The sequence below is a fragment of the Pseudomonas multiresinivorans genome (assembly GCF_012971725.1).
Taxonomy (GTDB): domain Bacteria; phylum Pseudomonadota; class Gammaproteobacteria; order Pseudomonadales; family Pseudomonadaceae; genus Pseudomonas; species Pseudomonas multiresinivorans.
On sequence record NZ_CP048833.1, the window covers coordinates 1,668,345 to 1,689,771 of the forward strand.

Consider the following 21,427-nt stretch of genomic DNA (forward strand, 5'->3'; position numbering starts at 1 on the left):
CAGAACCGTTCTTTAAAAATTTGGGTATGTGATAGAAGTAGACTGAATAATCTCTTTCACTGGTGATTATTCAAGTCAAGGTAAAATTTGCGAGTTCAAGCGCGAATTTTCGGCGAATGTCGTCTTCACGTTCGAGACAATAACCAGATTGCTTGGGGTTATATGGTCAAGTGAAGAAGCGCATACGGTGGATGCCTTGGCAGTCAGAGGCGATGAAAGACGTGGTAGCCTGCGATAAGCTTCGGGGAGTCGGCAAACAGACTTTGATCCGGAGATCTCTGAATGGGGAAACCCACCTGGCATAAGCTAGGTATCTTGTACTGAATACATAGGTGCAAGAGGCGAACCAGGGGAACTGAAACATCTAAGTACCCTGAGGAAAAGAAATCAACCGAGATTCCCTTAGTAGTGGCGAGCGAACGGGGATTAGCCCTTAAGCTTCTTTGAATCTAACAGAACGCTCTGGAAAGTGCGGCCATAGTGGGTGATAGCCCCGTATGTGAAAGGTTCTTTGAAGTGAAATCGAGTAGGACGGAGCACGAGAAACTTTGTCTGAATATGGGGGGACCATCCTCCAAGGCTAAATACTACTGACTGACCGATAGTGAACCAGTACCGTGAGGGAAAGGCGAAAAGAACCCCGGAGAGGGGAGTGAAATAGAACCTGAAACCGTATGCGTACAAGCAGTGGGAGCCTACTTTGTTAGGTGACTGCGTACCTTTTGTATAATGGGTCAGCGACTTATATTCAGTGGCGAGCTTAACCGTATAGGGAAGGCGTAGCGAAAGCGAGTCTTAATAGGGCGTTTTAGTCGCTGGGTATAGACCCGAAACCGGGCGATCTATCCATGAGCAGGTTGAAGGTTAGGTAACACTGACTGGAGGACCGAACCCACTCCCGTTGAAAAGGTAGGGGATGACTTGTGGATCGGAGTGAAAGGCTAATCAAGCTCGGAGATAGCTGGTTCTCCTCGAAAGCTATTTAGGTAGCGCCTCACGTATCACTCCAGGGGGTAGAGCACTGTTTCGGCTAGGGGGTCATCCCGACTTACCAAACCGATGCAAACTCCGAATACCTGGAAGTGTCAGCGTGGGAGACACACGGCGGGTGCTAACGTCCGTCGTGAAAAGGGAAACAACCCAGACCGTCAGCTAAGGTCCCAAAGTTATGGTTAAGTGGTAAACGATGTGGGAAGGCTTAGACAGCTAGGAGGTTGGCTTAGAAGCAGCCACCCTTTAAAGAAAGCGTAATAGCTCACTAGTCGAGTCGGCCTGCGCGGAAGATGTAACGGGGCTCAAACCATACACCGAAGCTACGGGTGCATCGCAAGATGCGCGGTAGAGGAGCGTTCTGTAAGCCTGTGAAGGTGAGTTGAGAAGCTTGCTGGAGGTATCAGAAGTGCGAATGCTGACATGAGTAACGACAATGGGAGTGAAAAACTCCCACGCCGAAAGACCAAGGGTTCCTGCGCAACGTTAATCGACGCAGGGTTAGTCGGTCCCTAAGGCGAGGCTGAAGAGCGTAGTCGATGGGAAACAGGTTAATATTCCTGTACTTCTAGTTACTGCGATGGAGGGACGGAGAAGGCTAGGCCAGCTTGGCGTTGGTTGTCCAAGTTTAAGGTGGTAGGCAGAGATCTTAGGTAAATCCGGGGTCTTAATGCCGAGAGCTGATGACGAGTCATCTTTCAGATGATGAAGTGGTTGATGCCATGCTTCCAGGAAAAGCTTCTAAGCTTCAGGTAACTAGGAACCGTACCCCAAACCGACACAGGTGGTTGGGTAGAGAATACCAAGGCGCTTGAGAGAACTCGGGTGAAGGAACTAGGCAAAATGGCACCGTAACTTCGGGAGAAGGTGCGCCGGCGAGGGTGAAGCATTTACTGCGTAAGCCCATGCCGGTCGAAGATACCAGGCCGCTGCGACTGTTTATTAAAAACACAGCACTCTGCAAACACGAAAGTGGACGTATAGGGTGTGACGCCTGCCCGGTGCCGGAAGGTTAATTGATGGGGTTAGCGAAAGCGAAGCTCTTGATCGAAGCCCCGGTAAACGGCGGCCGTAACTATAACGGTCCTAAGGTAGCGAAATTCCTTGTCGGGTAAGTTCCGACCTGCACGAATGGCGTAACGATGGCGGCGCTGTCTCCACCCGAGACTCAGTGAAATTGAAATCGCTGTGAAGATGCAGTGTATCCGCGGCTAGACGGAAAGACCCCGTGAACCTTTACTGTAGCTTTGCACTGGACTTTGAGCCTGCTTGTGTAGGATAGGTGGGAGGCTTTGAAGCGTGGACGCCAGTCTGCGTGGAGCCATCCTTGAAATACCACCCTGGCATGCTTGAGGTTCTAACTCTGGTCCGTTATCCGGATCGAGGACAGTGTATGGTGGGCAGTTTGACTGGGGCGGTCTCCTCCTAAAGAGTAACGGAGGAGTACGAAGGTGCGCTCAGACCGGTCGGAAATCGGTCGTAGAGTATAAAGGCAAAAGCGCGCTTGACTGCGAGACAGACACGTCGAGCAGGTACGAAAGTAGGTCTTAGTGATCCGGTGGTTCTGTATGGAAGGGCCATCGCTCAACGGATAAAAGGTACTCCGGGGATAACAGGCTGATACCGCCCAAGAGTTCATATCGACGGCGGTGTTTGGCACCTCGATGTCGGCTCATCACATCCTGGGGCTGAAGCCGGTCCCAAGGGTATGGCTGTTCGCCATTTAAAGTGGTACGCGAGCTGGGTTTAGAACGTCGTGAGACAGTTCGGTCCCTATCTGCCGTGGACGTTTGAGATTTGAGAGGGGCTGCTCCTAGTACGAGAGGACCGGAGTGGACGAACCTCTGGTGTTCCGGTTGTCACGCCAGTGGCATTGCCGGGTAGCTATGTTCGGAATAGATAACCGCTGAAAGCATCTAAGCGGGAAACTAGCCTCAAGATGAGATCTCACTGGGAACTTGATTCCCCTGAAGGGCCGTCGAAGACTACGACGTTGATAGGTCGGGTGTGTAAGCGCTGTGAGGCGTTGAGCTAACCGATACTAATTGCCCGTGAGGCTTGACCATATAACACCCAAACAATTTGCGTGTTGTACGGTGAAGACGTAACGAACCGAAAGTTCGTGTGAACCGCAAATTACCTGTCACATACCCGAATCTGGATGAGCGTGTGCAACTGCCACGAGCGTCCATAAAGAATTGCTTGACGACCATAGAGCGTTGGAACCACCTGATCCCATCCCGAACTCAGTAGTGAAACGACGCATCGCCGATGGTAGTGTGGAGTTTCTCCATGTGAGAGTAGGTCATCGTCAAGCTCCTATCCCAAAGCCCCGGTCAGCTTCGCTGTCCGGGGCTTTGCCTATTAGTGTAAGCACATGATTTGTGCTTGCTGCTGACGAGGGTCGAGACTCTCAGAAGCCAGGCGATTGAGTAGAAAAGAAATTTTCGAAAAATAAAGCTTGACGAAAGATGAGGTTAGCGTAGAATGCGCGCCTCGGTTGAGACGAAAGAATCAACCAACTGCTCTTTAACAAGTTGAATCAAGCAATTCGTGTGGGTGCTTGTGATGTAAGACTGATGATCGACTGATTATCAGCAGCGCAAGTAACACTCGTGAATTCGAGAGTTTTAGCTCTTTAAATAGAGCATGCGATTGCTGAGCCAAGTTTAGGGTTTTCTCAAAACCCAAGCAGTATTGAACTGAAGAGTTTGATCATGGCTCAGATTGAACGCTGGCGGCAGGCCTAACACATGCAAGTCGAGCGGATGATGGGAGCTTGCTCCTGGATTCAGCGGCGGACGGGTGAGTAATGCCTAGGAATCTGCCTGGTAGTGGGGGACAACGTTTCGAAAGGAACGCTAATACCGCATACGTCCTACGGGAGAAAGCAGGGGACCTTCGGGCCTTGCGCTATCAGATGAGCCTAGGTCGGATTAGCTAGTTGGTGGGGTAAAGGCCTACCAAGGCGACGATCCGTAACTGGTCTGAGAGGATGATCAGTCACACTGGAACTGAGACACGGTCCAGACTCCTACGGGAGGCAGCAGTGGGGAATATTGGACAATGGGCGAAAGCCTGATCCAGCCATGCCGCGTGTGTGAAGAAGGTCTTCGGATTGTAAAGCACTTTAAGTTGGGAGGAAGGGCAGTAAGTTAATACCTTGCTGTTTTGACGTTACCAACAGAATAAGCACCGGCTAACTTCGTGCCAGCAGCCGCGGTAATACGAAGGGTGCAAGCGTTAATCGGAATTACTGGGCGTAAAGCGCGCGTAGGTGGTTTGGTAAGATGGATGTGAAATCCCCGGGCTCAACCTGGGAACTGCATCCATAACTGCCTGACTAGAGTACGGTAGAGGGTGGTGGAATTTCCTGTGTAGCGGTGAAATGCGTAGATATAGGAAGGAACACCAGTGGCGAAGGCGACCACCTGGACTGATACTGACACTGAGGTGCGAAAGCGTGGGGAGCAAACAGGATTAGATACCCTGGTAGTCCACGCCGTAAACGATGTCGACTAGCCGTTGGGATCCTTGAGATCTTAGTGGCGCAGCTAACGCGATAAGTCGACCGCCTGGGGAGTACGGCCGCAAGGTTAAAACTCAAATGAATTGACGGGGGCCCGCACAAGCGGTGGAGCATGTGGTTTAATTCGAAGCAACGCGAAGAACCTTACCTGGCCTTGACATGTCCGGAATCTTGCAGAGATGCGAGAGTGCCTTCGGGAATCGGAACACAGGTGCTGCATGGCTGTCGTCAGCTCGTGTCGTGAGATGTTGGGTTAAGTCCCGTAACGAGCGCAACCCTTGTCCTTAGTTACCAGCACGTTATGGTGGGCACTCTAAGGAGACTGCCGGTGACAAACCGGAGGAAGGTGGGGATGACGTCAAGTCATCATGGCCCTTACGGCCAGGGCTACACACGTGCTACAATGGTCGGTACAGAGGGTTGCCAAGCCGCGAGGTGGAGCTAATCCCATAAAACCGATCGTAGTCCGGATCGCAGTCTGCAACTCGACTGCGTGAAGTCGGAATCGCTAGTAATCGTGAATCAGAATGTCACGGTGAATACGTTCCCGGGCCTTGTACACACCGCCCGTCACACCATGGGAGTGGGTTGCTCCAGAAGTAGCTAGTCTAACCGCAAGGGGGACGGTTACCACGGAGTGATTCATGACTGGGGTGAAGTCGTAACAAGGTAGCCGTAGGGGAACCTGCGGCTGGATCACCTCCTTAATCGAAGATCTCAGCTTCTTCATAAGCTCCCACACGAATTGCTTGATTCACTGGTTAGACGATTGGGTCTGTAGCTCAGTTGGTTAGAGCGCACCCCTGATAAGGGTGAGGTCGGCAGTTCGAATCTGCCCAGACCCACCAATTGTTGTGGTGTGCTGCGATCCGATGGGGCCATAGCTCAGCTGGGAGAGCGCCTGCTTTGCACGCAGGAGGTCAGGAGTTCGATCCTCCTTGGCTCCACCATTAAATCGTCGAAAGCTCAGACATGAATGTTCAAGTTGAACGAACATTGATGTCTGGTCTTTGTGCCAGAACCGTTCTTTAAAAATTTGGGTATGTGATAGAAGTAGACTGAATAATCTCTTTCACTGGTGATTATTCAAGTCAAGGTAAAATTTGCGAGTTCAAGCGCGAATTTTCGGCGAATGTCGTCTTCACGTTCGAGACAATAACCAGATTGCTTGGGGTTATATGGTCAAGTGAAGAAGCGCATACGGTGGATGCCTTGGCAGTCAGAGGCGATGAAAGACGTGGTAGCCTGCGATAAGCTTCGGGGAGTCGGCAAACAGACTTTGATCCGGAGATCTCTGAATGGGGAAACCCACCTGGCATAAGCTAGGTATCTTGTACTGAATACATAGGTGCAAGAGGCGAACCAGGGGAACTGAAACATCTAAGTACCCTGAGGAAAAGAAATCAACCGAGATTCCCTTAGTAGTGGCGAGCGAACGGGGATTAGCCCTTAAGCTTCTTTGAATCTAACAGAACGCTCTGGAAAGTGCGGCCATAGTGGGTGATAGCCCCGTATGTGAAAGGTTCTTTGAAGTGAAATCGAGTAGGACGGAGCACGAGAAACTTTGTCTGAATATGGGGGGACCATCCTCCAAGGCTAAATACTACTGACTGACCGATAGTGAACCAGTACCGTGAGGGAAAGGCGAAAAGAACCCCGGAGAGGGGAGTGAAATAGAACCTGAAACCGTATGCGTACAAGCAGTGGGAGCCTACTTTGTTAGGTGACTGCGTACCTTTTGTATAATGGGTCAGCGACTTATATTCAGTGGCGAGCTTAACCGTATAGGGAAGGCGTAGCGAAAGCGAGTCTTAATAGGGCGTTTTAGTCGCTGGGTATAGACCCGAAACCGGGCGATCTATCCATGAGCAGGTTGAAGGTTAGGTAACACTGACTGGAGGACCGAACCCACTCCCGTTGAAAAGGTAGGGGATGACTTGTGGATCGGAGTGAAAGGCTAATCAAGCTCGGAGATAGCTGGTTCTCCTCGAAAGCTATTTAGGTAGCGCCTCACGTATCACTCCAGGGGGTAGAGCACTGTTTCGGCTAGGGGGTCATCCCGACTTACCAAACCGATGCAAACTCCGAATACCTGGAAGTGTCAGCGTGGGAGACACACGGCGGGTGCTAACGTCCGTCGTGAAAAGGGAAACAACCCAGACCGTCAGCTAAGGTCCCAAAGTTATGGTTAAGTGGTAAACGATGTGGGAAGGCTTAGACAGCTAGGAGGTTGGCTTAGAAGCAGCCACCCTTTAAAGAAAGCGTAATAGCTCACTAGTCGAGTCGGCCTGCGCGGAAGATGTAACGGGGCTCAAACCATACACCGAAGCTACGGGTGCATCGCAAGATGCGCGGTAGAGGAGCGTTCTGTAAGCCTGTGAAGGTGAGTTGAGAAGCTTGCTGGAGGTATCAGAAGTGCGAATGCTGACATGAGTAACGACAATGGGAGTGAAAAACTCCCACGCCGAAAGACCAAGGGTTCCTGCGCAACGTTAATCGACGCAGGGTTAGTCGGTCCCTAAGGCGAGGCTGAAGAGCGTAGTCGATGGGAAACAGGTTAATATTCCTGTACTTCTAGTTACTGCGATGGAGGGACGGAGAAGGCTAGGCCAGCTTGGCGTTGGTTGTCCAAGTTTAAGGTGGTAGGCAGAGATCTTAGGTAAATCCGGGGTCTTAATGCCGAGAGCTGATGACGAGTCATCTTTCAGATGATGAAGTGGTTGATGCCATGCTTCCAGGAAAAGCTTCTAAGCTTCAGGTAACTAGGAACCGTACCCCAAACCGACACAGGTGGTTGGGTAGAGAATACCAAGGCGCTTGAGAGAACTCGGGTGAAGGAACTAGGCAAAATGGCACCGTAACTTCGGGAGAAGGTGCGCCGGCGAGGGTGAAGCATTTACTGCGTAAGCCCATGCCGGTCGAAGATACCAGGCCGCTGCGACTGTTTATTAAAAACACAGCACTCTGCAAACACGAAAGTGGACGTATAGGGTGTGACGCCTGCCCGGTGCCGGAAGGTTAATTGATGGGGTTAGCGAAAGCGAAGCTCTTGATCGAAGCCCCGGTAAACGGCGGCCGTAACTATAACGGTCCTAAGGTAGCGAAATTCCTTGTCGGGTAAGTTCCGACCTGCACGAATGGCGTAACGATGGCGGCGCTGTCTCCACCCGAGACTCAGTGAAATTGAAATCGCTGTGAAGATGCAGTGTATCCGCGGCTAGACGGAAAGACCCCGTGAACCTTTACTGTAGCTTTGCACTGGACTTTGAGCCTGCTTGTGTAGGATAGGTGGGAGGCTTTGAAGCGTGGACGCCAGTCTGCGTGGAGCCATCCTTGAAATACCACCCTGGCATGCTTGAGGTTCTAACTCTGGTCCGTTATCCGGATCGAGGACAGTGTATGGTGGGCAGTTTGACTGGGGCGGTCTCCTCCTAAAGAGTAACGGAGGAGTACGAAGGTGCGCTCAGACCGGTCGGAAATCGGTCGTAGAGTATAAAGGCAAAAGCGCGCTTGACTGCGAGACAGACACGTCGAGCAGGTACGAAAGTAGGTCTTAGTGATCCGGTGGTTCTGTATGGAAGGGCCATCGCTCAACGGATAAAAGGTACTCCGGGGATAACAGGCTGATACCGCCCAAGAGTTCATATCGACGGCGGTGTTTGGCACCTCGATGTCGGCTCATCACATCCTGGGGCTGAAGCCGGTCCCAAGGGTATGGCTGTTCGCCATTTAAAGTGGTACGCGAGCTGGGTTTAGAACGTCGTGAGACAGTTCGGTCCCTATCTGCCGTGGACGTTTGAGATTTGAGAGGGGCTGCTCCTAGTACGAGAGGACCGGAGTGGACGAACCTCTGGTGTTCCGGTTGTCACGCCAGTGGCATTGCCGGGTAGCTATGTTCGGAATAGATAACCGCTGAAAGCATCTAAGCGGGAAATTAGCCTCAAGATGAGATCTCACTGGGAACTTGATTCCCCTGAAGGGCCGTCGAAGACTACGACGTTGATAGGTCGGGTGTGTAAGCGCTGTGAGGCGTTGAGCTAACCGATACTAATTGCCCGTGAGGCTTGACCATATAACACCCAAACAATTTGCGTGTTGTACGGTGAAGACGTAACGAACCGAAAGTTCGTGTGAACCGCAAATTACCTGTCACATACCCGAATCTGGATGAGCGTGTGCAACTGCCACGAGCGTCCATAAAGAATTGCTTGACGACCATAGAGCGTTGGAACCACCTGATCCCATCCCGAACTCAGTAGTGAAACGACGCATCGCCGATGGTAGTGTGGAGTTTCTCCATGTGAGAGTAGGTCATCGTCAAGCTCCTATCCCAAGACCCCTGGTCAGCTTCGCTGGCCGGGGGTTTTGCTTTTGCGCGCGAGAAAGTCTGGTTCATCTGGGCTGGGTCTGTCGCTCGGTTTCCAGAGTTTTCGAGATAATTTCCGGGCACCGAATCGAGGGTGGTGTCGTCTACAATAGCGACAAATTTTCCCTGAGTGCCTACATGCCCGATATCGAAGGACATGCGCTGCGGGATTTGCCTCTGGAGGAGCTGACGGCCTGCCACGAGTGCGACCTGCTGATGCGCCGCGAGCCCGTTCCGCTCGGGCATCGATCCGTATGCCCACGCTGCGGCTACGAGCTGGAAATCCATCGCCCCCACATGATCCGCCGCGCTTTGGCATTGGTGCTGACGGCGTTGCTGCTTTATATCCCGGCGAACTTCCTGCCGATCATGCACATCACCATTCTTGGCCAGACCAGCATGGATACGGTGTGGAGCGGCGTCATCGGGCTGTACGAGTCTGATATGCAGGGCGTTGCAGTGGTGGTCTTCCTCTGCAGCATGGTGATCCCGCTGGCCAAACTGTTGTGCCAGTTGTTCGTCCTGCTGACGATTCGCTTCAAGGTCTGGCGCGAACACGGAATGTTGTTGCTCCGCGGTTACCAGCACCTGCGCGAGTGGGGAATGCTGGAGGTCTACCTGATGGGGATTATCGTCGCCATCGTCAAACTGATCGACATGGCCGAGTTGCATGTCAGTGTCGGCCTCGCATGTTTCATCGGCCTGCTGTTCACTCAGGTATGGCTCGAGGTCACCATGTCTCACCACCAGGTCTGGGGCGAACTGTCCGGGGAGTTCGATGATGCGAGCCATTGATGCCGATATTCTGGTTTGTGGCGAATGCCATCAGCTCAATCGCCGCGAGGTGGACGACGAGACCCATTGCAGCCGCTGCGGCGCCGTGGTGCATGACCGCCGTCCAAACAGCCTCACGCGCACCTGGGCCTTGCTGATCACGGCGGCGGTGCTCTACATCCCCGCCAACCTGCTGCCGATCATGACGGTGAACTTCCTCGGCAACGGCATGCCGGCCACCATCATGGAAGGCGTGGTCGAGCTGATCAACGCGGACATGTTCCCGGTGGCGGCCGTGGTGTTCATCGCCAGTATTCTGGTACCCACGTTCAAGCTGGTGGGTATTGCCCTGCTGCTCTACTCGGTGCAGCGGCACCAGCCGATGTCTGCCAAGCAACGCATCATCATGTATCGCTTCATCGAGTGGATCGGCCGTTGGTCGATGCTCGACATCTTCGTCATCGCGATCCTGGTGACGCTGGTGAACTTCGGCAATCTGGCCAGCATCGAGGCGAACCTCGGTGCAGCCGCCTTTGCCTGCGTGGTGGTGCTCACCATGCTGGCGGCAGTGACTTTCGATCCCCGGCTGATCTGGGATAACACGGACGCGGAAAACGACGATGAGTGATCTCCCCAAACCCAAGATGCGCAAGACCACCAACTGGTCGGCAATCTGGATCCTGCCATTGATCGCGCTGGCGATCGGTGCCTGGCTGGCCTGGCGCGCATACGACCAGGCGGGGATCATGATCAACATCCAGTTCGAGAGCGGCGAGGGTATCCAGGCCAACAAGACCGAGGTGATCTTCAAGGGGATCGGCGTTGGCAAAGTGGTCGACCTTCACGTCAACCAGCCCACCCTTGGCGTCACCGCAACCGTGGAGATGCGCAAGGAGGCTGCCGAGTACCTCAGCAAGGGAACACGCTTCTGGCTGGTCAAGCCACGTGTCTCGATTGCCGGCGTCACCGGCCTGGAGACCCTGGTATCGGGCAACTACATCGCCATCGATCCGGTGAAGGGCGAACAGCAGAAGGACTTCACCGCGCTGAAGGAGCCGCCCCCACTGTCCGACTCCCTACCGGGCCTGCACCTGACCTTGAAGGCCGAGCGTCTCGGTTCGCTGGAGCAGGGCAGCCCAATCTACTACCGGCAGATCCAGGTTGGCCAGGTGAAGAGCTACCGCCTGGCGGAGGACCAGAAGACCATCGAGGTGAAGGTCCACATCGAGCCGGCCTACGCCAACCTGGTGCGCAAGCACACACGTTTCTGGAACGCCAGCGGCATCACCCTGTCCGGGAGCCTCAGCGGCCTTAAGCTGCGTACCGAGTCGCTGGCGAGCATCGCGGCCGGCGGTATCGCCTTCTCGACGCCTGACAACTATCCGGACAGCCCGCCCACCGACCCGACCAAGCCGTTCCGCCTGTATGAGGACTTTGACGCCGCTCAGGCCGGCCTCAGCGTCAAGGTGAAGGTCAGCGACGTCAGCGGCCTGACCCCGGGCAGTACGCCGGTGATGTACAACGGCGTGCAGGTCGGTACGGTGAAGAGCATCGACATGGACAAGGATTTCAATGGCGCCACCGCCACCTTGTCCATGGACCCGCGCACCGAGGATTTCCTCAACAGCAAGACCGAGTTCTGGATGGTCAAGCCGAGCATCTCGCTGGCGGGCATCACCGGACTGGAGGCGCTGGTTAAGGGCAACTACCTGAGTGTGCGATTCGCCAGTGGCGGCGATCCGACCCGTGATTTCGTCATCCGGCCGAAAGCGCCACCCCTGAACCTCGACGCGCCGGGCCTGCACCTGGTACTGACCACGGATCAACTGGGTTCGCTGGAGGTCGGCACACCGATCCTCTATCGCCAGATGAAAGTGGGCAGCGTGCAGAGTTACCAGCTCTCCCGCCGTGACCCCTCGCGGCTGATCATTGGTGTCCACATCGAGCCTGAGTACGCCAAGCTGGTGAACACCTCTTCGCGCTTCTGGAACATCAGTGGCGTCACCATCAGCGGCGGCCTGGACGGGATCAAGCTGAAGAGCGAATCGCTGCAGACGCTGATCGCTGGCGGCATCGCCTTCGATACCCCGGACCCGAAGGCAGCGCCGGTGACCAAGGTGCGCCGCTTTGCGCTGTATGACAGCGAGGACGATGCGCACCTCAAGGGCCAGATCATCGACCTGCGCGCCGATACGGCGGACGGTCTGAAGGAAGGCACCGTCCTGCGCTACAAGGGGCTGGAGGTTGGCCGCATCGAGCAGGTCGATCTGAGCAAGGACCTGCAGTCCGTGCAACTGAAGGCGCGCCTCACCCGTGGGGCGGATCGCATCGCCCGGCAGGGTACGCGTTTCTGGGTAGTGGGTCCGCAGGTAGGCCTTTCCGGCGTGTCCAACCTGAGCACCATCGTCAGCGGTCAGTACATCGAAGTGTTGCCGGCACCCAAGGCCGGCCAGGCGCAGACCAGCTTCAGCCTGCTGGGCGGCGAACCCAATCGCCTGCTGGATGCTGACGGCCTGCGCCTGACCCTGAGTGCGTCTCGACGGGGTTCGCTCAAGGCCGGGGTTCCGGTGACTTACCGCGAGGTGCAGGTCGGCAAGGTCACTTCCTTCGAGTTGGGCGAGACGGCAGACCGCGTGCTGGTCCACATCCTCATCGAGCCACGTTATGCGGCGCTGGTGCGGACGGGCAGTCGCTTCTGGAATACCAGTGGCGTCGGTGTCGACGCAGGTTTGTTCAAGGGGGTGAAGCTGCGTACGGAGTCGATGGAAACCATCCTCGCCGGCGGCGTGGCCTTCGCGACGCCGAACAACGACGAAATGGGCTCGCCGGCCAAACCCGGGCAGACCTTTGCGTTGTTCGACGAGTACGACGAGAAGTGGCTGGACTGGGCGCCGAAGATTCCGCTTGGTAAGGCGAACTGAGTTTCAGCCGTACAGGAAAAGGGCCGCATCAGCGGCCCTTTTCATTCCACAGGTTCGGTGGATGCGCGAGCAGCGTTTGTAGGAGGGGCGTGGTGCGCACCGGTACCCATCAGGATCGTCGCTGGAGGCCTGGGTATCGAATAGGTTTCGGCGTTATGCGGTTCGCGAGCAAGCTCGCTCCTGCAAGTGCAGGGCCGCCGCGCGGAGTCGGAAAGGAAAAAGCCCCGCATGGCGGGGCTTTTTCGTTAACGCTGCGAGAGCGTCACGCCGGTTCGGCGCTGGCTTCCACGTCGTTGTGCGCAGCCTTTTCAGTGTCGCGACGACGGATGTACTTCCAGTCCGCCTCGTCGATGTAGATGCCGTTCGGACCGCTGCCGCCTTCCAGGTCGATGGCCACCTGGGCCGAGACCTGTGGCTTCACGCTCGCCAGGATCGGCACGAAGCCCAGTTGCAGGCTGGTCTCCAGCAGTGCCGACTGGTTGCGTTCGTCGATGTCCGCCGCCTCGTCGAGGTAGTAGGGCAGACGAATGCGGCCGGCCTGCTCGCGGTCCATCAGGTGCAGCAACAGGTACATGTTGGTCAGCGCCTTGATGGTCATGGTGGTGCCGTTGGATGCCGCACCGTCGATATCGGTGTGCATGATCGGCTGGCCGCCCATCTTGGTGATCTCGAACGCCAGCTCGAACAGGTCCTTCAGGCCCAGCTGGTTGTTGTTCGCCGCCACCAGGCGCGACAGGTAGTCCTTGGCTTCCTCGTTCTTCGCATCCTGTTCGGCGCTCTGGGTCAGGTCGAAGACGGAGAGATTCTCGCCTTCCTCGTACTGGCCGGCGCTGTGGATGATCTGGTCGATGTGCTTGAGTGCGTCCTTGTTCGGCGCCAGCACGATGCGGAAGCTCTGCAGGTTCGACACCTGGCGCTTGTTGATCTCGCGGTTGAACAGCGCCAGCTGGTGTTCCAGGTTGTCGTAGTCGCTGCGAATGTTGCGCAGGGTCCGGGCGATGTCGGTCACGGCTGCACGGCGCGCTTTGGCCAGGGTCATGGCTTCGTCGGTGCGGTGTGCATAAGCGTTGATCAGCAGTTGCAGGCGACGCTCCGGATCGTCCTCGCTGTCGAACTTGGCCACGCCCTTGAGGCGAACCTGGGCGTACAGCGCCTCGATCTGACCGTCCACACGCTGCAGCGACTGCCAGGTGTCCTGGTAGTCGTTGAGCAGCGGCAGCAGGTTGTCCATGGAGTCGTCGACCGGGTCCATGAACGGGATGCCGAAGGGCAGGTTCGCCGGCAGCAGTTGGCGGCGGCGCAGGGCGTCGTCGAGGGTGCGCTGCTTGGCTTCCATGTCGGCCAACTGGCGGCCGATCAGCTGCAACTTGGCGGAGAGCTGCTGGACTCGTTCGGTAAAGGCGTCGGCGGAGCGCTTGAGCTCGTCCTGGGTCGCTTCGAGTTGGGCGAGATGCTCCAGCTTGCCTGGCTCCTCGGCGCTCAGGGTCTGGCTGCGGCGGAAGTCTTCCAGCGCCTTCTGCGCGTCGAGCACGTCCTGGTATAGCTTGTCCGCCTGCGCCTTGCTGGCGTTGCGGTCGGCGGCGACGGCCTGCTGGGTCTTGAGCTGCTTGAGCTCCTTCTCCAGGCGCTCCTTCTGGTCGCGCAGCGCGGCGCGGTCGGCCAGGGCCTGCAGGGCCGGCGGCTCGATGGTGGAGATATCGATGGAGAGGCCGGGCACCTCGAAGCGCTCGCCCTTGAAGGCATCAAGAATCTTCTCGACGCTGCCGACCCACTGGCCTGCTTCGTCGAGGTCTACGCCTTTTTCGCCCAGCGGCAGGCTGAACAGCGCGCCGTTGAACAGACGCATCAGACGCTCCACGTCCTGCTGGGAGAATTCCTCGCGCAGGCGGGCATAGCTGTTGTTGTCGGCATGTTCGAGCTGCTGGCGAACGCCCTTCAGGCGTTTCTCCAGGTCGCGCATGCGTTCTTCCAGGTCTTCGCTGGAGAACTGCCGGGAGTGCGCCAGGGCGCCGGCCAGTTCGTCGTGGGCGTCCTTGGCGGCGAGCAGTTGCTGCTCCAGGACCTTGACGTCGTCGACCAGCGCGAAGCGGTTCTTCAGTACGGCCAGTTCGCCCATCCAGCGCTGGATCTCGCTGATCTCGCGCTCCAGGCGCATCAGCTCGGCGGTGCTGCCGCGCTGTTCGCTCTGCAGGCCATCCTGCTCGCGCTTGTAGTGCTCGGCCTGGATGACCAGCTCTTCCTTGCGCGCACCGGAATAGTCTTCCCAGGTACCCAGCAGGTTATCCAGCAGCGGCGAGAGGCGGTGCATCTTGCCGCGCAGCAGTTCGCGCTGCTGCACGCCGTTGGCCAGGGCCTCGACCAGCGGGCCGGCGGCCACCAGGGCCTGGTAGTCGCCTTCCATGCGGCGTACGTCGCGGAAGGCTTCGTCGCAGGCGGCGATGTAGTCGACGCTGCCCGAACGCAGGCTGTGCTCGAAGGCATCGAGGAACAGCTGCTTGAGCTTGGCGGCGGTGATCTCGCGCATGTGCAGCAGGTTGATGAACAGCGAGCGGAAGGTCTTCAGGCTCTGTTCGCTGGTGGAACGCAGCGGGATCAGGGTCAGGTCCAGCGGGATCGAGGTGTGGCCGCCGACCAGCAGGCGACGCAGCTCGTCGGGCTTCAGTTCATAGGACTTGATGCCCTCGCGCTCGAGGTTGGCATACAGCTCGCGCAGGCGCAGGCAGGTGCCGTTCTTCTGGTAGTGCTCCAGGTCCAGCTCGCCCTGGTAGGCGAAGAACTGGTGGCCGAAGCCGCCGCCCGGACCACGGCCGCCGACGCCGATCACATGGCGGCCGTTGGGCAGGTCCAGTTCGATGAGGATGTAGCTGGTGTCGGTGGCGAAGTAGAACTTGCGCGAGGCTTCCAGGCTGTACTTGCCGAAGCTCATGTCGGACATGCGCGCGAGGATCGGGAACTGCAGCGCGTTGATCGACGCCGACTTGCCGAGGTTGTTCGCGCCGTAGACCGACAGCGGCTGTTCCAGCGGGAAGATGCCGAGGCTGTAGCCGGCGGTGTTGAGCAGGGCGAAGCGGCGGATGCCGTAGCGTTCCTGGGTCATGCCTGGGCCTCCTGTTCTTCGGCGATGGCGCGGGCGAGGGCGTCTTCTTCGCTCTCTTCTTCCGCGATGGCAGCGGGTTCGTCGATCACCACGATGGCGTCTTCGCTGTCTTCCAGTGGTTCGTTGGCGTAGGACTCGAGGATCACCACCGGCTCATCGTCCTCTTCCATCAGCGCGGGCGCAGTGAACTGCATTTCGCTGGCGTGCAGGTTGCTGGCCAGGTCGCGGTCCTGCTGGACCGACAGGCAGACGTCGAGGAAGCGGTGGATCGGCGGCAAGAAGCGGTACACGCCGTTGTCCTCGGCGGCGAAGCCGAGCTGGGTGAGGCGGCGCATGACCTTCTCTTCCAGTTCTTCCTGGGTGGTCACTTCGGCCTGCAGGAACAGGTCGCGGTACTTCTCCAGCAGTGGCGGCAGCTCGTCGCGGCCGATGCTGCCGCCGTCGAGCACGGCCAACGGGTCGCGGCCCTGGTCGGCGAGGTGTTCGACCAGGATGAAGGTGAACAGCGCCAGGCGCTGGGCGGTCTTGTTCACCTGGGCGCCGGTCTGCTCGGGGACGAAGTAGTAGAAGCCGCGGGTATCGCAGACCAGTTCATAGCCCAGGCTGCGGAACAGCGCGCGGTAGGCGTCCTGCTGGTTGGACAGCTGGCTGTACAGCTCCGGGTCGCGGCGGCTGATGTGGAAGCCCTTGAACAGCTCGCGGAAGATCGGCGCGAGCTGGGTCATTTCGGTGAGATTAATCTGCATGCGATTCGCTCTTGCTGTCCTTGCCAGCGGTCGGGCCGGCGATCAGGGCGAAGGAGCACAGGCTGACGCTGTGCTGGAGAGTGTCGTATTGCGCGCGCTCGAGGCGGTCGCGCTGGAAGCGGGCATCACGGGAAAGGCGCGAGAACCAGTAGAGCAGCTCGTCGGTGGCGCCTTCAGGCTCCTGCTCCAGCAACCATTGCATCAGGTCCGGCAGGGGCAGTGCGGCCTGGCAGCGATCGAGCATTTCCCGTGCGGTGCGCGGCGAACGCTGCGGGCCGTCGCTCTTGCGATTGCCACTGGCCTTGGGGAAGTGCGCCGGCTTGGGCTGGAAGTTGGCGAGGGCGAAGACGTAGCTCTCGACCTGCGAGGCGGTGCCGAGGAAGTTGCTCTGCGGCCGGGTGAACATCGGCATCGCCGCCTGGGGCACGGCGTCGATGCCCTTGCGACGGATGACCGACAGCGCCAGGGCGGCGCCGCGGGTGATCGCGTTGTGCCGGCGCGCTTCCTCGCGCAGCGGCAGCAGCAGTTCGCGGGCGCGGCGCAGGGTGAGCTGGGCAGTTGTCTGCATTTCCAGGATGCGCGCGTGGGTGCGCAGCAACTGGTCGTCATCCACCAGTTGGCCGAGGCGAGCCTGTTCGCTGAGCAGGCGCAACAGTACCTGCTCCACACGGTGCACGCCCTGTTCGAAGGCGCCGTCGGCGGAAACCAGCTGGATCATCGGTTCGACGTATTCGTCCCAGGTCGCCAGGACTTCCGCGTAGCGCTGGCGCAGCGGAATCTGCCGGTCCTGGGTCTTGGCCCGATCGGCCACGGCGACCAGCGCCTGTTCGTCGTTCGCGAGCTTCTTCAGCACGTCGCGCACGCGCATGTCGAGCAGGCGCAGTTGCCGGGCCAGGTCGTTGCCGTCGCGTGCCTCGAAAGCCTCGCGGATGTAGCCGGCCAGGCGCTCGAGGTGGCGCAGGTAGGCTTCGATCTCCAGGCACAGGCCCAGGCGGTGTTCCTGGCGCAGGTAGGCGAGGAAGTCGTGGATCTGCGCGTTCAGCTCGAAGCGGTTGGGGCTCTTGGCCACCGGGACGAGGATGTCCAGGCGGACCCACTGGTCGAGCAGGGCGGTGATATCCACCGGGGTGCTGTCGGGCAACTGGCTGGTGAGCTGGATACGCAGCTCCACCAGGCTCAGGGTGCCGGCGTCGAAGCGCTCGCACAGCGGTTCGAGCAGCACCCAGTGTTCGGCGAGGGCGCGGAGTACGCGTCGTGGGTCGATCATCGGCTTGGTTGGGCCCGGAATGAACAAAGGGAGCGATTGTACTGCAAAGGTCCCCCCCTGGCCGACAGGGTGACGAAACGCGTCAGTTTGCGACCGCGACAGCGCCCCAGGTGTGCGCTGGTTCACGGAAAATCAGGGCTAACTCACTGAATTTTCTGGCAAGTTTTTTGCCATAGCCTGTTATCAGAGCCGGGATATCGAAAGGCTGATCGCTGCCATGACCTACGACGCCGCACTTGCCAAAGCCCGCTGGGCTGAACTGGAACGCCAGAACGACCTCGACTGGGACCTGGATGCGATCACCGATCGCAACGAAGCCATCGCTTTCCTGCAGCGCTTCGAAAATCGCTTGTGCATTTATTCGTCCTACGTCGAGAAGCTCTACAGCAACTACAGCTTCGTGATTCCGGAGAGCCAGGAGGGTGGCATCACCATCCTCCCGGACGAGCAGGCCTGGTTCGATACCTTCCATGACATTCCCGGCGATGCGGTGGAGCCCACCGGCATCCACATCCTGCCCGGCGAGACCATGGGCTACAGCGGCCTGTACCTGAAGATTCCCGGCGAGCACCGGCTGGTGGCGTCGCGGGAGCTGCCATTCCAGGACGGCCTGAAGCTCCTGATCAACCGTTACCGCATGCGTGGTGACATCTTTCTGCCGGTGCTGGTGAAGGGCGACCTGCGCGAGTACGAGGCGCGCATGCCCTCGCTGCACCTGCATCGCCTGAACACTGCCAAGCTGCAAGCCCATTCGCGGCTGAACCTCGACGCCATCAAGGGCGCGATCGCCGAGCACCTGATAGGCCTGTTCCGCCACCAGTGAGCTTTCGGCCGCCCGAGGCTGTCACCCGGGTGTGACGATGGGTAACAACCGGGCCCGGACTTTCCTTTCTTCGTCTATCGTTCGGAGCGATTTACTCGACTATGGGTCGGCCCGCCGTGGCGGGTGAATTCCTATAGTGGCATCACGGCGCCGAGTCTCGACCTGTTTCCTGACCCGATAAGCCCGACGAATAACAACAGGCTCCCGCGAACAGGGGGCCAGGAAAGGAGAGTGCCATGCGTCAGTCCTCCGGTCCGCTCATGCGTGCCTTTGCCTTGTTCTGCGGCGGCCTGCTGGCCTTTTCCGCCCAGGCGCGCATGCAGTCGATGGACGATGAAGAGCTGTCCGCCATCTCCGGCCAGGGCGCGATGCTCACCGTCGACGCTTCCACCTACCAGAACTACCAGTACACCCGGCTCAACTTCGGCGCCGACATCAGCCTGCTGACCAACATCGACCAGTTGAGCCTGGGCAACTACAGCCGCACCGGCTCTACCACCGTATCCGGCCAGCCGGCGGACATCCTGATCAACAACTTCGCCCTGGGCCGGGTGGACAACGCCAATTCCGCCGATGCCAAGGTGGTGCCGTTCCAGATCCAGGATCCGTACGTCGAGTTCGCCTTCCAGACCAACAACGGCGTGCGCCAACTGGTGGGCGCGCGGGTCGGCTTCGGCAAGGCGCAGGGCGATCTCTCCGGTGACATCCTGTCGATCACCGGCAACCTGCAGGGGCAGATCTACGGCCCGGCATCCATCGCCTACGACTACTACACCCGCAACGGCTGCCCGAACCTGATCAACTGCCTGGCGCTGGCTGTTGCCGGGGACACGCCGGTATACGCCGACGTGGTTCTGCTCAAGGCCGGCACCGGCGAGGCCACCATCAACGGCCAGCCGATCAACCGCGCGACCCAGATCGGCATCGCCAAGGGCGACTCGTTGCATTCGGACGCCGGCGGCCTGATCGCCTCGCTGATCCCGACCCTGTCCACCACCAGCAATTGCCAGGCGCTGGGGTTGACCACCTGCTTCGACCTGACCAACTACAAGACCATCTACATCGGCAAGCCCGGCTCTACCGACATCAATACCGGCGCCCAGGGCATCTTCTTCTCCCTGCAGAACCAGAACGTGCCCTGGCAGGACCTGGCCAACGCCGGCAATTTCGTCAACACCCAGTCCGGTGCCTTCGCCAACTTCCCGAAAGTGGGGAGCGGCGCGGATGCGGTCTACCCGATCCTGATCAACCTCTACGACGCCCTGCGCGGCCTGCCCCGGCAGTCGACCTGCATGGGCTCGCAAGCGGCGGGTTGCTGATATGAGGAGCGCTGACATGAGCTGGCGCGCGACAGTATTCGCCTGCCTGGCCGGTTGCCTGGTCAGCCTGCCGGCGCTGGGCATGAAGGCCCTGGATGATGATCAGCTCGAAGAGGTCAGCGGTGCGGGCCTGGGCTTCTTCATCGATGGCTTCAGCTACGACCAGGCCGCTGCGACCTCGAAGATCACCGGCGTGAAGAACAGTGCCAACCAGGACGTGCAGGTGGACATCACCGGCGCCTACATCAAGGGCGCCGGCAGCCAGCGCGGCACGCTGGACACCAAGGCCTACCTCGGCACGCCCATGCACCCCTTCACCCTCGGGCCGATCAAGTACAAGGCCGGGCTGAATATCCCGGCCAACCAGGAAGCGCTGCAACTGATGACGCCGACCTGGACCGACCCGATCAACGATACCCACAAGTTCGGCCTCTGGTCCTACTACCAGGGCTGCCTCTACGGTGATGCCGGCTGCACCAACCCGGCCCAGGCCACGACCAGGATCAACAGCGAGCTGAGCGCACTGAAGACCCAGCGCGACACGCTGCTCACGACCTATTCGAACAACATGGTGAGCCTCAAGTCCGGCATCGACGCCGACATGGCGGTGGTCAACCAGCGCGAGACCCAGGTCGATGCGGCCCAGGCGGTGCAGAAGACCAACTACAACGCCATGAACACCCGTTACACCTCGGCGCCTGCCCAGGTCTGCGGGCTCTGGTGCGTGGACCGCCCGGCGCTGGGGACGAAGTACGACTGCGGCATCCTCGCCGCCTGCAACAACAACACCGCGGTGAAGAACTACAACGCCTCGGTGGACACCTACAACACCAGTACCAGCGACCTCACGGCTGCCCAGCAGAACCTCAGTGCCGCCTGGTCCGTCAGTCGCAATGGCGTCACCCTCAGCCAGCGCGCCAGCGACTACGACAAGTTCGTCCAGCTCTGTGGTGCGCAAGGCGGCAGCGCCACCACCTGCGTCAGCGGCACCATTACGCGCACCGAGAAGAACGTCTCCACAGTGCAACTGGTGGCCGGCGCCATGCAGACCTCCTCCGGCACGCGTATTCAGGGACTGGATATCGGCATTGCCACCAAGTTCACCCTGCCCAGCACGGCCTACAACAGCAACGGCTCGGCTGGCGCGACCACCACGCGCACGGACTTCTTCTCCATCGCCCTGGAGAACTTCACCCTCAACGGCTCCTACCTCAACCTGTGGGGCGACGCAGCCGGGCTGAAGGCCTCCATGAGCCTGCAGATGTATGCCGACAAACTGATCATTGCCGGCTGCGAGAACTGCGCGGACAGCAACAAGGTGGTGGCCAAGAACGTCTACTTCGACCTCAACCTGGGCGATGCCAACTACCAGCCGGCAACGCTCTCCGTGGCCAGCAACGGCGACCTGGTGCTCAGTGCGCCGGGCGTTACCTGGGCCAACCACGAAGCCTTCTACCAGAACGTGCAGAAGAGCAATATCAGCATCGGCAACCTGAACATCAGCGGCACCGACGTCGGCTCCCAGGCCATCCGCGGCCTGCGCATCGATTATCTGAACGTTAGAACCGTGAACCTGCCGCGCTAGCGCATGAGGA

The 21,427-nt window shown here is 58.7% G+C and carries 9 protein-coding genes, 2 tRNA genes and 5 rRNA genes; 13 read left to right on the forward strand and 3 right to left on the reverse strand.

Annotated elements, in window-relative coordinates; translation table 11 throughout:
- The first annotated feature begins 164 nt into the window (after positions 1-164).
- From G4G71_RS07620 to G4G71_RS07665, 10 genes are all read left to right on the forward strand, one after another.
- Positions 165-3,056, forward strand: a 23S ribosomal RNA gene (locus tag G4G71_RS07620).
- Between the two features lie 135 nt (positions 3,057-3,191).
- Positions 3,192-3,307: ribosomal RNA gene (gene rrf, locus G4G71_RS07625) — 5S ribosomal RNA — on the forward strand.
- 382 nt (positions 3,308-3,689) lie between these two features.
- Positions 3,690-5,226: ribosomal RNA gene (locus tag G4G71_RS07630) — 16S ribosomal RNA — on the forward strand.
- A gap of 64 nt (positions 5,227-5,290) precedes the next feature.
- Positions 5,291-5,367 (forward strand) — tRNA-Ile (locus G4G71_RS07635).
- A 26-nt stretch (positions 5,368-5,393) separates the two neighbouring features.
- Positions 5,394-5,469, forward strand: a tRNA-Ala gene (locus G4G71_RS07640).
- 230 nt (positions 5,470-5,699) lie between these two features.
- Positions 5,700-8,591, forward strand: a 23S ribosomal RNA gene (locus G4G71_RS07645).
- 135 nt (positions 8,592-8,726) lie between these two features.
- A 5S ribosomal RNA gene (gene rrf, locus G4G71_RS07650) occupies positions 8,727-8,842 on the forward strand.
- The 16S, 23S and 5S rRNA genes sit together here with 2 tRNA genes alongside, the layout of an rRNA operon.
- A 181-nt stretch (positions 8,843-9,023) precedes the next feature.
- Entirely contained in the window at positions 9,024-9,680 is a 657-nt protein-coding gene (locus G4G71_RS07655; protein WP_169936558.1) for a paraquat-inducible protein A, read from the forward strand.
- Positions 9,667-10,287, forward strand: coding sequence for a paraquat-inducible protein A (locus G4G71_RS07660; protein WP_169942550.1), 621 nt, complete (start codon positions 9,667-9,669; stop codon positions 10,285-10,287). Before G4G71_RS07655 ends, G4G71_RS07660 begins: the two co-directional genes overlap by 14 nt.
- A complete protein-coding gene (locus tag G4G71_RS07665) occupies positions 10,280-12,580 on the forward strand; it encodes a PqiB family protein (RefSeq protein ID WP_169936560.1) in 2,301 nt (766 codons plus the stop codon). The genes G4G71_RS07660 and G4G71_RS07665 overlap by 8 nt, the downstream gene beginning before the upstream one ends.
- A 262-nt stretch (positions 12,581-12,842) precedes the next feature.
- On the opposite strand, the gene mksF is transcribed toward G4G71_RS07665, so the two are convergent.
- Genes mksF through mksB form a run of 3 tightly spaced genes read right to left on the reverse strand, consistent with a single transcriptional unit; the run spans position 12,843 to position 17,690 of the window.
- Entirely contained in the window at positions 12,843-15,677 is a 2,835-nt protein-coding gene (gene mksF, locus G4G71_RS07670) for an Mks condensin complex protein MksF (protein ID WP_169936562.1), read from the reverse strand.
- A complete protein-coding gene (gene mksE / locus G4G71_RS07675) occupies positions 15,674-16,423 on the reverse strand; it encodes an Mks condensin complex protein MksE (protein WP_054911230.1) in 750 nt (249 codons plus the stop codon). Before mksE ends, mksF begins: the two co-directional genes overlap by 4 nt.
- Positions 16,413-17,690, reverse strand: a complete 1,278-nt coding sequence (gene mksB, locus G4G71_RS07680; protein WP_024766610.1) for an Mks condensin complex protein MksB — start codon at positions 17,688-17,690, stop codon at positions 16,413-16,415. The genes mksE and mksB overlap by 11 nt, the downstream gene beginning before the upstream one ends.
- Before the next feature lie 217 nt (positions 17,691-17,907).
- On the opposite strand from mksB, the gene G4G71_RS07685 reads away from it, so the two are divergent.
- From G4G71_RS07685 to G4G71_RS07695, 3 genes are all read left to right on the forward strand, one after another.
- The gene (locus G4G71_RS07685; protein WP_054911231.1) at positions 17,908-18,513 is read left to right on the forward strand and encodes a hypothetical protein; all 606 of its coding nucleotides are present in this window, start codon (positions 17,908-17,910) and stop codon (positions 18,511-18,513) included.
- Between the two features lie 236 nt (positions 18,514-18,749).
- Positions 18,750-19,832 (forward strand): hypothetical protein, encoded by a 1,083-nt coding sequence (locus G4G71_RS07690; RefSeq protein ID WP_169936564.1) that lies wholly within the window; start codon positions 18,750-18,752, stop codon positions 19,830-19,832.
- A 16-nt stretch (positions 19,833-19,848) separates the two neighbouring features.
- Entirely contained in the window at positions 19,849-21,417 is a 1,569-nt protein-coding gene (locus G4G71_RS07695; RefSeq protein WP_169936566.1) for a hypothetical protein, read from the forward strand.
- The last annotated feature ends 10 nt before the right edge of the window (positions 21,418-21,427 follow it).

Bases quoted from the DNA above. Each gene is read 5' to 3' on its own strand.
- G4G71_RS07655 (WP_169936558.1), top strand. From the start codon at position 9,024: ATGCCCGATATCGAAGGACATGCGCTGCGGGATTTGCCTCTGGAGGAG.
- G4G71_RS07660 (WP_169942550.1), top strand. From the start codon at position 9,667: ATGCGAGCCATTGATGCCGATATTCTGGTTTGTGGCGAATGCCATCAG.
- G4G71_RS07665 (WP_169936560.1), top strand. From the start codon at position 10,280: ATGAGTGATCTCCCCAAACCCAAGATGCGCAAGACCACCAACTGGTCG.
- mksF (WP_169936562.1), bottom strand. From the start codon at position 15,677: ATGACCCAGGAACGCTACGGCATCCGCCGCTTCGCCCTGCTCAACACC.
- mksE (WP_054911230.1), bottom strand. From the start codon at position 16,423: ATGCAGATTAATCTCACCGAAATGACCCAGCTCGCGCCGATCTTCCGC.
- mksB (WP_024766610.1), bottom strand. From the start codon at position 17,690: ATGATCGACCCACGACGCGTACTCCGCGCCCTCGCCGAACACTGGGTG.
- G4G71_RS07685 (WP_054911231.1), top strand. From the start codon at position 17,908: ATGACCTACGACGCCGCACTTGCCAAAGCCCGCTGGGCTGAACTGGAA.
- G4G71_RS07690 (WP_169936564.1), top strand. From the start codon at position 18,750: ATGCGTCAGTCCTCCGGTCCGCTCATGCGTGCCTTTGCCTTGTTCTGC.
- G4G71_RS07695 (WP_169936566.1), top strand. From the start codon at position 19,849: ATGAGCTGGCGCGCGACAGTATTCGCCTGCCTGGCCGGTTGCCTGGTC.